The organism is uncultured Ruthenibacterium sp. (assembly GCF_963558415.1).
Classification (GTDB): Bacteria; Bacillota; Clostridia; order Oscillospirales; family Ruminococcaceae; genus Ruthenibacterium.
In genome coordinates this window covers 18,638-30,529 of record NZ_CAUWGY010000026.1, presented here as the reverse complement: position 1 = coordinate 30,529, position 11,892 = coordinate 18,638, and the positions used below count along the sequence as shown (strand labels likewise).

Sequence of the window (11,892 nt, the reverse complement as noted above, 5' to 3'; positions counted from 1 at the left end):
AAAAACGTAAGTGTCAGGCCACCCAAATCGATGCGGTCTTTCTCGGAAACCGCCTTGGCATTGAACGGATGATTCACGATTTCTTTCAGGAATGTAATGGCCGTTCCAGAGCCCAGCACAGTGGCATTGGGAGCCAGCTCCAACAGCTTTTCTACGCTGCCCGTGTGGTCCGGTTCCGTGTGGTCCACCACAATATAATCGATCTTACTCGGGTCCGTTACCTCGCGGATATTGTCCAGGAACTTATCAAAAAACTTTGCTTTGCTGGTCTCGAACAGTACCGTTTTCTCCGTACCTTTTACGATATACGCATTGTAGCTGGTACCATAGTCCGAATGCATGATGATGTCAAATACACGCAGGTCCGGGTCCTGCACACCCACATACCAAATCTGATCCTTTGCTTTGATCGCACCCATTCAAAAAGGCCTCCTTTTTTGTTCGATCTTTATTGTATACTATTTACGTATAATTTTCAACCCTCTTGCATCCTTATTATGGGACATTTTTGTCTGTTTGACAAGAGTTTGTGATGACCCATTTCAAACATCCATCGGTATGGGAAGAAAAAATCTTATAGCCATCCAAAATTTTTTCAAGCGGCGCCCGGTGAGTGATGAGAAAATCCGTGCGCAATTTTTTATGCGCGATCAAATCCACCAGTTGCGGGCAGCAGTTTGCATCCACGCCACCGGTTTTAAAGATCAAATTTTTGCCGTACATCCGGGGCAAGGGCAAAACCTGGTCCTGTTCATACATGGCCACCACGCTGACGACCGCGTTGGGCCTTGCCAGTTGCCATGCCAGTTGAAACGTGTCCGCAGCGCCTGCGGCCTCGATGACACTGTCCGCACCGCGGCCTTGGGTCAAACTGCGCATAAAAGCCGGTGCATCCTGCGTATAGGGGTCGATGACCTCATCGGCCAATCTCTCCTGCAGCGCCAGTGCCCGGCGCTCCTGTCTTGGTTCCACCAGCACTACTTTTCCCGCACCCAAAAGCCGTGCGCACTGAGCCGCACACAGTCCCACGGGGCCGCCTCCGATCACGGCCACCGTGTCCGCGGACCGGATGTCGCACTGAAGCGCACCCCAGTAGCCGCTGACCAGAATGTCCCCTACAAAGAGCGCATCCTCCTCGCCAACGTTCGCGGGCAGAGGATACAGACACTGGTCCGCAAACGGGACCCGAACGTATTCGGCCTGGCAACCATCGATCCGGCATCCCAGCATCCAGCCGCCCTGTTCGCAGTTGTTCACATAACCTCTTTCACAAAACCAGCAGCTTCCGCAGAAACTCTCACAATTGGCCGCCACGCGGTCACCGGGACGCAATTTTTCCACGCCCGGACCCACGGCCTCTACCCGCCCAGCGAATTCGTGTCCCAATACAATTCCCGGCACCGCACGAGGCACAGCGCCGTGCAGAATGTGCAGATCGCTGGTGCAGATTGCTGAGCATGTCACCCGCACAATGGCGTCGCCCGGCTGGCAAATCTGCGGAATCGGCCGGCGTGTAAGCACCGGATTTTCTCCGCCCTCCCACATGGCGGCCAGCATGGTCTGATTCATAAATTCGCTTCCCTTCATAGCATAAGCAGGGACGGCGCAAATGCGCCGTCCCTGTTCTGGTTTTATTTTAATGTTTTAGAAAAGCTGTCTTTGAGTGTGACAATGCGATTGTACACGCCCGGATGTTTTGAATCGGGCGTGAAATATCCCATGCGCACGAACTGGAAGCGCTCGCCGGGACGGGCGTCCTTCAGGGCGGGTTCCAGTTTGGCGTGAGGCATTACCTGCACGGAGTCAGGGTTCAAATAATCATCGTACGTTTTGCCTTCCGGCAACTCGCCCATATTTTCCTCGCCGAACAAATCTCCATACAGGCGCACCTGTGCGTCTACCGCGTGGGCCGTGCTCACCCAGTGGATGGTTCCGCGCACTTTGCGGCCATCCGCCGGCATGCCGTTGCCCGTCTCGAGATCTGCCGTGCACAAAATCTTGGTCACATTGCCCTGCTCGTCTTTTTCAAAGCCTGTGCACTTGACGATGTACGCACCCATCAGGCGCACTTCCCCATCGGGCTTCAGGCGCTGATACTTGGGAGGAGGTACCTCTGCGAAGTCGCTGCGGTCGATCCACACCTCACCGGTGAAGGGAACTGCACGGGTGCCGGCAGTTTCGTCCTTGGGGTTGTTGGGAAGCTGGAACTCCTCCGTTTTACCGGCGGGATAGTTGGTAATGACCAGCTTCACAGGATCCAGCACTGCCACCCGGCGCAAAGCCACCGGGTCCAGTTCGGAGCGGATGCAGTGCTCCAAAAGGCGGTTATCCACCAGGCTGTTTGCCTTGGCCACACCCGCTTTTTTCACGAATTCAAAAATGCTGCTGGGCGTGTAGCCGCGCCGGCGCAGCGCGCACAGGGTAGGCAGACGAGGGTCGTCCCAGCCGTCCACCACACCGGTTTCCACCAGCTTGCGCAAATAGCGTTTGCTCATCACCGTATGTGTGATGTTTAAGCGGGCAAACTCCCGCTGGATGGGGAAGGGACCCAAATGCAGATTGTCAATGACCCACTCGTACAAAGGACGGTGATTTTCAAACTCCAAGCTGCACATGGAATGGGTGATTCCCTCAATGGCATCCTGAATGGGGTGTGCAAAATCGTACAGCGGGTAGATGCACCACTTGTCGCCCTGACGATGGTGATGGGCCCGCATGATCCGGTAGATGGCCGGGTCGCGCATGTTCATGTTGGGGCTGGCCAGGTCGATCTTGGCCCGCAGGGTCTTGCTGCCGTCGGGGAACTCCCCGGCGCGCATGCGCCGGAACAAATCCAAGTTCTCCTCCGGGGTGCGGTCACGCCAGGGGCTGGGGCGGGACGGTTTGCCCGCATCCTGACCGCGGTACTCCTGCATTTGCTCTCTTGTCAAGTCATCCACATAGGCCTTTCCATCGCGGATGAGCTGCTCCGCATATTCATAGCACTGGTCGAAATAATCGCTGCCGTAATAGATACCGCCGTTGGGTTCAGCCCCCAGCCAGCGCAGATCCTCCAGAATGCTGTCCACATACTCCACGTCCTCGTGGGAGGGGTTTGTGTCATCGTACCGCAGATTGAATTTTCCGCCGTACTGTTTGGCGATGCTCCAGTTGATCCAAATCGCCTTGGCGCTTCCGATGTGCAGATAACCGTTGGGCTCGGGCGGAAAACGGGTGTGAATCTCCTTTACGCGGCCCTCCGCCAGGTCCTCTTCGATAATTTCCGTCAGGAAATTGCTGATTTTTTCTTCCATGCTCCAAACTCTCCTCACAGGATGCTGATTTTGTTTATCAGTATACCACACTTTTCCCACAGGTTCAATTGCTCAGGGGCCGTCCACGTGCTATACTAAACCATGAAAATACCGCACAGGAGTGAATTGTTTTGGACACCACGGTGGTTCTCTTTCCGGGGATTGGTTACGGCGTGGACCGGCCTTTGTTTTATTATGCTCGCAAGCAGGCTCAGCAGCACGGATGCCGGCTGATTTGTGTAAAATACCGTCCTTTTGAACGAGACCCTGCGCTTTCTCTGGAACAATGGGCACAGGCTGTTTTGCCTGGATGTGTGGACGACGCCTTGGCACAGCTAAACAGCGAAGTGCAAAGCCGATGGGTCTTTATTGGCAAAAGTCTGGGGACATTGGTGGCCGGCGAGGTTGCACGGCGCATGGGCGTGCATCCGGTGCATATTTTTCTCACTCCTTTGCCCCAGACGTACGAACGATATATGCGCGGGCAGCCCTGCTGGGCCGTGTACGGCACACAGGACCCGCTGATGACGCAGGCGTGTAGTCAGCGCATGAGCCAGGACGTGGCGGTGCATCTTACGGCAATCCCCGGAGCCGATCACTCGCTGGAAGTACCTGGCGACGTTGTGGCCAGCGTAGACGCCTTGCGCAAAGTGGCCGCTCTCTATTGCACTCTTTTTTGAACGGGTCCTGTGGACCAATCATCTTTAGGAGGAATGACAAATGCCCTTTATTCATGTGAGAACCAATCTGGACGCATCGGACGCTGTATGCGAGGCAGTCAAGCGCGAGCTGGGTCGCGCGGTGGAAGCTTTGCCCGGAAAAAGCGAAAACTGGCTGATGGTAGGCATAGAGCCTTCTTTTTCCCTTTGGTTTCAGGGAAGCAATGAGGGAGCGGCCATGGTGACGGTGAGCCTGTATGGCGGAGCGTCGGAAGAAGCATACGACAGCCTGACCAGCCGCATTACGGAAATCCTGTCGGAACTGATGCACCTGGCGCCGGACCGCATTTACGTGGAATATCAGGAAACGCCGTACTGGGGTTGGAACGGCCGAAACTTTTAAACCCGTTTTTTCTCCTTTTGTCTACGAAAATTTTTCGTTTCTTCATAAAGTAGCCATATTTATGATGGATAATAAAAATATTCACTGGATGAAAGGAGTGCAGGGGCATGTTCGGTTATGTGACACTGGACCGGGAAACGCTTTCCCCCCAGGATGCCAACCGTTATCAGGCATACCGTCGTTCGCTGGCGCAGATGCTGCGTCGCCGTCACGGTGTTTTTGCCCCGATCGCTCTGAGCCATGACCTCACGTTTCTGGAGATTCTTTTGACGGATGTATATGGGGACGGCAGCAAAGCTGCGCCGCTGGACCCCCGTTTTGCAAATGGATTTTGCGGATACGCTGCGGACATGAGCGTAGCGCTTGCCTTTCACAACGCCCAAGACGACTGGAGCGACGACCACAATTATATGGCGCTGGCACTATTGCGCCATCTGCGCAGCCGTTACGCTACAATCAGCCATCGGTACCCTCGTCAATGCGTGGCCATCAGCCATGGGCTGCAACAGTTGCAGCGCTGTGAGGCACAGCGCTGTACAGACCCTACGATTCCCGCAGGTTATTTTGGGCAGCTCACCGCCGAGGTAGTGGCGCCGATCAAAGGCCCTTATGCGGATGCCTTGCGTCAACTGGGCGCGGGCCTGGGAGAGTTTTCTTATCTGATGGACGCTTACGACGACCTTTTGGACGATTTGCATGCGCATCGATACAATCCTCTTGCCACATTGGCGCAAAGTCCGGACTATGAGCAGCAGTGTCAAGCGCTTTTGCAGGACGCGATGGCGCGTTGTCTTGCGGGATTTGAGCAACTGGACGGCGCCCGGCAAGACACCCTTTTGTGCAACGTTTTGCACAGTGGTGTATGGCAGCAGTATCGGGCGCTTCACTGTGAAGTCAAACAAAAGCCGTTCCGAGTGCCATTGCCCTCGGTCTTATTCCAGCGCGGGACCCGCAAGTGAAGGGTGTTGTGCTCACAAAAGAAACTTTTACAAATTGCATTTTATCGGAGAGGTCGTGTGCCTGCATGCACGGCCTTTCCGTTTTTTGTTCATTCGTTGGGGCGCTGAATCGCGCCATGAACAGCCGGCGGACCCGATTGTCCGGGAACATACGACCGAAAGTGGAAAGGATGTCCATATGATCATACCGGTAACCCAATCGAACCAGATGCAAGCTGCGATCATTCATTCCGAGAGCTGGAAAGCGTCTCACCGGGAGATCTGCTCTGCACAGTTTGTGGCTCTTCACACTCCCGAGCGCCAAAAAAGATATCTTGCATCGCAAATTGAAAAAGGTGCAAAGCTCTATATGCTGATCGACCACAAAGCTGTGGGAATCGTCTGCGTTCACAACAACCAAATCGAAAATCTTTATGTATTGCCCGGCGAACAGAACAAGGGATACGGAACACAATTGCTGGAATTTGCTATAAAGCAATGCACGGCTGCGCCTTCGCTTTGGGTGCTCAGCACCAACTGCGGCGCCCGGCGATTTTATGAGCGGCATGGTTTTCTGCCGACGGGGAACACCGTGGAGCACGCAGGCGGTTTGTATGAGCTGGAAATGCGCCTTGCGCGGCGATGATTTTGCAAAGAAAAAGGCCGGACCTAAAAGGTCCGGCCTTTTTTATCCCATTTACAAAACCGCAATGACTTCTACTTCGCACAATACGCCTTTGGGCAGGTCTTTGACTGCCACGCAGGAGCGGGCGGGCTTGGAAACGAAATAACGGGCGTACACTTCGTTGAAGGCTGCGAAATCGCCCATATCTGCCAAAAAGCAAGTGGTTTTCACTACATTGGTGAAATCCGCACCATTGGCGCGCAGAATGGCGCCCACGTTCTCACAGCTCCGGCAAGCCTGCTCGGCGATGCCGCCTTCCACCACTTCGCCGGTAGCCGGATCCAGCGGAATCTGACCAGAAGCAAACAGCAAATTGCCTGCGCGCACCGCTTGGGAATAAGGGCCGATGGCCGCCGGGGCATTTTGTGTGTTCGTAATTTCAAACATAACCTTCATCCTTTCCCGCGGCCGGGGCCGCACATACATTACAAGTTTACAAATGCATTGTAACGCACGAACGGCAAAAATGCAAACTCAGGATGCGGGCACACATGCAAGAATGCTTCGGGCGATGGCATCTCCCGTAGCCCATACGGTCATCTCGTCGGTCACCTGTTCATATTCCGCGGGGTTTACCATAAATCCCACTTCCAGCAATACAGCCGGGCAAGTGGCGTTGCGCGCCACGTAATAATATCCCCAAAAGGCGCCTCGCTCCGGTCTGCCTGTGGCCGCGGCCACATTTTGCACCAGCGTCTGGGCCAACTGTTTGCCCGCAGGATAGAAATAATAACATTCGGTACCGGCCGACTGGTTGGCATCTACGGACAAATCCACCGAATTGTGGTGCACCGCGATGAAAAAGTCCGGCTGCAATTCAGTGATTTTCTGATTGCGCTCTTGCAAGGACAAAAAGGTATCGTCGGTGCGGATCATGTGTACCGTAGCACCCAGTTGCTCCAACCGGTATTTGGCCGCTAAGGAAACCGCCAGATTTACATCTTTTTCCACAGGAGCCTCGGCGCCGGCCACTCCCATCGCACCGCCGTCGTCCTGGCCGTGGCCCGGATCCAGCAACACCGAAATTCCCGCCAAAGGCCGGGACGGGTCCTGCGCCTGCACAGGCCGAGGTTTCAAAAGCACCTGGGTGGTCCCATTTGAAAACTCCACCGTATGGCCCCACAGCGGCTGGTCAAAGTGCAGCACCAGACGGGACCCTGCACCATCCGGCAAGGCGCTCACTTCCACGCTTTTCACAAGCGCGGAGCCATCCACTGCAAAATCTGATGCCACATCCGTATCGTACAAGTGAATTTCCAGCGTATTTTCCACAATGTTGGAATAAATGACCGGTGTTCCCTGTCCGGTAAAACTCAACGTCTCTCCCTCATCGGTGCTCTGCGCCGTGGCGCCTGTAAAGGAAGCCCGGTCCACATCCTGCCCCAGCACCGTGGTATTGTAGGCCAGCACGTAGTCCCCGCTGGTCAACTGATAAGCCCAGGTGATTTTGCCGTTGCGCATGGTTTCGGCACAGCTTTGTACCACACCCACGGCCCCGTTCCGCACGGTCTCGCTGATGTTTGAGTCACTGGACGGGTCGTATAAAAGGCTGACCAGCCAGCCGTTGATTTGAACCGCCGTGCCCGGCTCCACCTGCTGTGTATTGTCGTGAGGAATGGGTTCTGGTTCTGTGGGTTCGGTCTCCATTTCCGAAGGCTGAGGCACCGGCCGCCGGATATGGAGCGTCACCGACGCATCTCCTTGCGCCAGAGTGTACGTATTGTCCCCCGGCTGCACCGATACCAGCACCCCAAAGGTTCCCTGTTCTCCGGTCCGCTCTAAGGGCGAGCCATTCAGTGTCAGCTCCTTGGTGGGGTCGGAAGTGCCCATGACAAAACAAGCGTCCGTATAAACCGTCGCGCCATCGGCCGGATAACTCACAGATAGTTGATTGCTGGGAGTATAGTTCAGCAGCGCGGGGACATCGTCGGTGTCAAGAGCCGACAGCATCAGACCCAGCGTCTGAGGGTCGGTGTTCATGTCCGACCAGGAAAAGGCCGCGCCCAAAAAGTCCTGACCGGTGCGTGCCGCCGACACCGCATGCAGAAACAGTGCCTGCGGCTGCGTCCAAACCGCGCTGTTCACCCCTGCGATCTCTCCCCCGTCCTGTCCGTCCAGGGGTTCATACGTATCAAAAAGCGCACCTTGTGAGGCGGGTCGGTACACCCGAACTCCCGCCACAGGATATTTGCGCGCCAGTCTCGAAAGTCCCCATTGCTGCATCTGATCGGTCTCATCGTATACGCTTTCGTCTATCACCGCATATACACTCAACTTCTGTTCATTGGCAGCCTGACACCACAGCGCAAGCCCGTCCACCCTGTGAAAAAGCGTATCGTTTTGGCGCAGCGACTCCAGCGCAGGCGAAGTCCAATCCCGGTAGACCGAGCCCTCTTGCGTCTGCACGACCAGCATCAGCCCGTTCATGCCCTTGGCCCGGGCCTGTTGGGCAATGGTTCGGGCTTGGGCCAGAATCCGATCCTCATCCATGGGTGTTTGGAGCGCATCTCCGGTGCTCCCGAAGCGCACCACCGCCGCCCGAAGGGCCCCTTCAGGCGCCTGAGCACTGGATAGAGTCCGGTCCGCCGCAGGTATGTACACAAAAAACATCGCTGCCGCAAGAACCGCCAGAACCAATGCTGCAAAGCTTACCCATAGGGCAGTGCGATGTTTTCGCCTCTGTTTTGTCTTCACGTTCTCCATCCTCCTCTGCCCGTTTCTGTGCTCAGTATACCATGCCCCTTGTGCACAGATGTGGCGAAAGCGTAAATTTTTCATCTGGCAAAAAAAGCCTTATCAAATGGCGCCGGCTGTGTTATGCTAGATATTGTATTTTATGAAAAAAAGGAGCGAGTATGCCTTGCATCTTCCGGAAAAAGCATTTACTCACGGTGGAAAATTTCATGCAGACGACGTTTTCAGCGCCGCTTTGCTGAAACTTTGCCGGCCGGACATCACCATTCTGCGCGGCTATCAGGTGCCGGACGGCTTTGACGGCCTCGTGTTCGACATCGGAGACGGACCTTTTGACCACCACGCCAAATCCAGCCCGGTGCGTGAAAACGGTGTGCCCTACGCGGCGTTTGGCCTGTTGTGGCGGGAACTTGGGCCGACGCTGATCCATCCGGACGATGCACGCCGCTTTGATGAGGGATTTGTGCAGCCGCTGGATTTGGACGACAACACAGGCTGCGGCAATCAGCTTGCCAACAGCATCATGGCCTACAATCCGGTTTGGGACAGCACCGACAGTCCCGACGCGTGCTTTGAAAAGGCCGTTGAAGTGGCCCGGGACCTGTTGGACCACAAGCTGGAGAGCATCCGCGCCATCCGCAGAGCCGAAGAAGAGGTGCGTGCAGCTTTGGCCAAGTGCCGGCACGGGGTGGTGCGCATGCGCCGCTTTGCGCCTTGGAAACAGTATCTGATTCCCAGCAAGGCCAAATTTGTGGTGTTCCCGTCGCAGCGGGGCGGCTGGTGTGCTCAGGCGATTCCCGCCGGCTTCGGCACGCAGGCGCTGAAGGTCGCCTTCCCGCGGGCCTGGGCCGGCGCCCGGGAGGACGAACTGCCCGCCATTTCCGGCATCGAGACTCTGCGCTTTTGTCATGCGGGCCGATTTTTGATCACCACCGGCACCGAGGAGGACGCCATCACTGCCTGCGAGACCGCCATGGCGTTCGGCGAGCGTTGAACTGCTTTGTATATATGCTGGAGTGCGGGGATGGCACCCTGTACACCGGTTGGACGCCGGACCTTGCCCATCGGCTCAAAGCGCACCGGTCCGGAAAAGGAGCCAAATACACCCGGGGCCGCGGCCCTCTGACTCTTGCCTACAGCCAGTGCTTTGCCACAAAGAGCGAGGCGTTGCGCTGGGAGGCCCATCTGAAAGCTTTGTCCCGGGCGGAAAAGCTGCGTCTGTGCGCCCCGTTTCAAACGGCGGTAAAAGCCCTGGAACGGGCCGGCATTGAGCAGGCGCTTTCTCTGTTGGAGCAAGGCGCGCAGCCACAGCAAATCGGAGAAAACGAGATTCGTTTGCGCTGTCCGGATGGCAAAGAACACCTGTTTTTCTTATAAAAGTCAAAAGGCCGTCGCGTGGAAACACGCGACGGCCTTTTTCTGTTTTTAAGACTCGCTCTTTTCTTCGGATGAATCCTCACCCATCAGTGTGACGCGCAGCCATTCGATGCGCTGGTCGTCCATCTTTTCCACCCGCACATGCAGGCGTTTCCAAGTGAAGGATTCCCCTTCTTCGGGAATGTGCTGGAACATATCCAATGCCCAGCCGCTGACAGTGGCGTAATCGTCGTCGAAATCTTTGTCCTCGTAGTCCATGGCCTCGAACAAATCTTCCATTTTCGCGTCGCCGGCCACCTGCCAAATGTTGTCGCCCTGCGGCTGGATGTCCTGTTCGGCCACATCGGACTCGTCCCAGATTTCACCCACCAGTTCCTCCAGAATGTCCTCCATGGTCACAAGGCCCAAGGTGCCGCCGTGTTCGTCGGTGACAATGGCCATGTGCTGTTTTTCCTTGCGCAATTCGGCCAGCAGCTCGTTGATGCGCTTGGTGCGGTACACGAACAGCACATCCCGGCGCAGTTTGCGCGGGTCAATGGTCTCGCCCCGGGACAGGCACGCCAGCAGATCTCTTGCGTGCAGCACACCCACGATGTGGTCGATGGTGCCGTCGTACACCGGGATGCGGGAATGTCCGCCCTGCAGACAGAGCTTCAAAATCTCCTCGGGAGGGTCATCCAGCGACGCGGCGCCAATGTCCACTCGAGGGACCAGAATGTCCTGAACGGTGATGTTGTCGAAATCGATGGCGGACTGAATGATGTCCGTCTCCTGGCGGTCCAGCACGCCCTCCTCTTCTACGGTGTCGATGATGACCTTCAATTCTTCCTCGGTCACGCTGGGCTGCACATTCAGCTCATTGGAACGCAGACCCGTCAAAAGCCGCTTGATCTGCACGAACACCCAAGCGACCGGCGTGAGGAGCGTTTTGATCAGCCCCAAAAACGGAGCAAACAGAAGCGAAAACTTTTCCGGACGCTCTTTTGCCAGGCTCTTTGGCAAAATCTCGCCAAAAATGAGCACCAGTACCGTGGTCACGCCCGTGGCGATCACCGCACCGTTGGCGCCCATGAGCGTGGTGCACAGCACCGTGGAAATGGACGCAGAGGCCAGGTTCACCACGTTGTTTCCGATGAGAATGGTGGACAGGGTGCGGTCGTAATCATCCGCCAGATCCAGCACCTTACGGGCTTTTTTGTCGCCGTCCTCGGCGCGGGTTTTCATACGCACACGGTTGATGGACGAAAGCGAAGTTTCACTGGCGGAAAAGAACGCGGAAAAAATCAGTAAGATCACAAACGCCAGTATACTAGGGCCAGGGTTATCCAAACAATCATCACTCCTATAAAATGTGTATGGTGTTGTGCCGCAGCGCGGCACTCGTCTATTATATTATGATAACAAATTGCATTCAAAAATGCAATCCGAAGCTTTTTCAGCCCACAAAAGCACTGCGGTCTCTGCAAACAATTTATCGCGCCTTGCACAAATCATGCAGATATTTTACAATGATAAAAATAATAGGATTGCAGCACTTGGCACGTTTTATTCCAATGAAACGGAGGAAACACCATGTTCTTACAAACAGGCAAATGGCTTGCGATACCGGAACCGCTCCACATTGCGCTTGTTTTGCTTTTTGGCGTTTTGGCTGCAATATCAACGATTGCTCTTATCCTGGGAATTGTAAAAAAGAAAAAAAGCAAGTACTTCGTTCTATGGAGCACGGTTATACTGATTTCAGCCGCATACCTCATTGCGTCTTTGGGGTTTGGCTGGATAGTAGCCAACACCATGATCTCTGGCTAATGCCGCTGATGCCATTGACGGTACCCGCTGCTCC

At 55.5% G+C, this 11,892-nt stretch carries 12 protein-coding genes and 1 pseudogene; 7 read left to right on the top strand and 6 right to left on the bottom strand.

Going from position 1 to position 11,892, the window contains the following annotated elements; genetic code table 11:
* From AB5H98_RS06480 to AB5H98_RS06470, 3 genes are all read right to left on the bottom strand, one after another.
* A partial coding sequence (locus AB5H98_RS06480) for an FprA family A-type flavoprotein (protein WP_367925099.1) occupies window positions 1–419 on the bottom strand: 419 nt, incomplete at its 3' end.
* Between the two features lie 76 nt (window positions 420–495).
* Window positions 496–1,569: an alcohol dehydrogenase gene (locus tag AB5H98_RS06475; protein WP_367925098.1), complete on the bottom strand. Its 1,074-nt coding sequence runs from the start codon at window positions 1,567–1,569 to the stop codon at window positions 496–498.
* Between the two features lie 62 nt (window positions 1,570–1,631).
* The gene (locus AB5H98_RS06470; RefSeq protein ID WP_367925097.1) at window positions 1,632–3,293 is read right to left on the bottom strand and encodes a glutamine--tRNA ligase/YqeY domain fusion protein; all 1,662 of its coding nucleotides are present in this window, start codon (window positions 3,291–3,293) and stop codon (window positions 1,632–1,634) included.
* A 131-nt stretch (window positions 3,294–3,424) separates the two neighbouring features.
* On the opposite strand from AB5H98_RS06470, the gene AB5H98_RS06465 reads away from it, so the two are divergent.
* The 4 genes from AB5H98_RS06465 to AB5H98_RS06450 all read left to right on the top strand — a co-directional run bounded on the left by AB5H98_RS06465 (window position 3,425) and on the right by AB5H98_RS06450 (window position 5,939).
* The gene (locus AB5H98_RS06465) at window positions 3,425–3,973 is read left to right on the top strand and encodes an alpha/beta fold hydrolase (RefSeq protein WP_367925096.1); all 549 of its coding nucleotides are present in this window, start codon (window positions 3,425–3,427) and stop codon (window positions 3,971–3,973) included.
* 40 nt (window positions 3,974–4,013) lie between these two features.
* The gene (locus tag AB5H98_RS06460; RefSeq protein ID WP_367925095.1) at window positions 4,014–4,355 is read left to right on the top strand and encodes a phenylpyruvate tautomerase MIF-related protein; all 342 of its coding nucleotides are present in this window, start codon (window positions 4,014–4,016) and stop codon (window positions 4,353–4,355) included.
* A 107-nt stretch (window positions 4,356–4,462) separates the two neighbouring features.
* Window positions 4,463–5,314: a DUF5685 family protein gene (locus tag AB5H98_RS06455; protein WP_367925094.1), complete on the top strand. Its 852-nt coding sequence runs from the start codon at window positions 4,463–4,465 to the stop codon at window positions 5,312–5,314.
* A 178-nt stretch (window positions 5,315–5,492) separates the two neighbouring features.
* Window positions 5,493–5,939 (top strand): GNAT family N-acetyltransferase, encoded by a 447-nt coding sequence (locus AB5H98_RS06450; protein ID WP_367925093.1) that lies wholly within the window; start codon window positions 5,493–5,495, stop codon window positions 5,937–5,939.
* A 51-nt stretch (window positions 5,940–5,990) separates the two neighbouring features.
* Here AB5H98_RS06450 and AB5H98_RS06445 read toward each other — a convergent pair whose 3' ends face one another.
* A complete protein-coding gene (locus AB5H98_RS06445) occupies window positions 5,991–6,365 on the bottom strand; it encodes a RidA family protein (protein ID WP_367925092.1) in 375 nt (124 codons plus the stop codon).
* 87 nt (window positions 6,366–6,452) lie between these two features.
* Complete coding sequence (locus AB5H98_RS06440) at window positions 6,453–8,672, bottom strand: N-acetylmuramoyl-L-alanine amidase (protein WP_367925091.1); 2,220 nt, start codon at window positions 8,670–8,672, stop codon at window positions 6,453–6,455.
* Between the two features lie 166 nt (window positions 8,673–8,838).
* Between AB5H98_RS06440 and AB5H98_RS06435 the strand changes: the two genes are divergently transcribed.
* Window positions 8,839–9,666 carry an MYG1 family protein gene (locus tag AB5H98_RS06435; RefSeq protein WP_367925090.1) on the top strand — a complete coding sequence of 276 codons (828 nt, stop codon included), beginning with the start codon at window positions 8,839–8,841 and terminating at the stop codon, window positions 9,664–9,666.
* Window positions 9,663–9,893 (top strand): annotated as a pseudogene (locus AB5H98_RS06430) (GIY-YIG nuclease family protein); the annotation flags it as partial. The gene AB5H98_RS06435 and the pseudogene AB5H98_RS06430, both read left to right, overlap by 4 nt.
* Before the next feature lie 204 nt (window positions 9,894–10,097).
* On the opposite strand, the gene AB5H98_RS06425 reads toward AB5H98_RS06430, so the two are convergent.
* Window positions 10,098–11,378: an HlyC/CorC family transporter gene (locus tag AB5H98_RS06425; RefSeq protein WP_367925089.1), complete on the bottom strand. Its 1,281-nt coding sequence runs from the start codon at window positions 11,376–11,378 to the stop codon at window positions 10,098–10,100.
* 243 nt (window positions 11,379–11,621) lie between these two features.
* Here AB5H98_RS06425 and AB5H98_RS06420 point away from each other — a divergent pair, with 243 nt between their 5' ends.
* Window positions 11,622–11,858, top strand: coding sequence for a hypothetical protein (locus AB5H98_RS06420; RefSeq protein WP_367925088.1), 237 nt, complete (start codon window positions 11,622–11,624; stop codon window positions 11,856–11,858).
* Window positions 11,859–11,892: the final 34 nt, after the last annotated feature.

Coding starts and splice junctions, on each gene's coding strand:
- AB5H98_RS06475 (WP_367925098.1), bottom strand. CDS start 1,569: ATGAATCAGACCATGCTGGCCGCCATGTGGGAGGGCGGAGAAAATCCG.
- AB5H98_RS06470 (WP_367925097.1), bottom strand. CDS start 3,293: ATGGAAGAAAAAATCAGCAATTTCCTGACGGAAATTATCGAAGAGGAC.
- AB5H98_RS06460 (WP_367925095.1), top strand. CDS start 4,014: ATGCCCTTTATTCATGTGAGAACCAATCTGGACGCATCGGACGCTGTA.
- AB5H98_RS06455 (WP_367925094.1), top strand. CDS start 4,463: ATGTTCGGTTATGTGACACTGGACCGGGAAACGCTTTCCCCCCAGGAT.
- AB5H98_RS06450 (WP_367925093.1), top strand. CDS start 5,493: ATGATCATACCGGTAACCCAATCGAACCAGATGCAAGCTGCGATCATT.
- AB5H98_RS06445 (WP_367925092.1), bottom strand. CDS start 6,365: ATGTTTGAAATTACGAACACACAAAATGCCCCGGCGGCCATCGGCCCT.
- AB5H98_RS06420 (WP_367925088.1), top strand. CDS start 11,622: ATGTTCTTACAAACAGGCAAATGGCTTGCGATACCGGAACCGCTCCAC.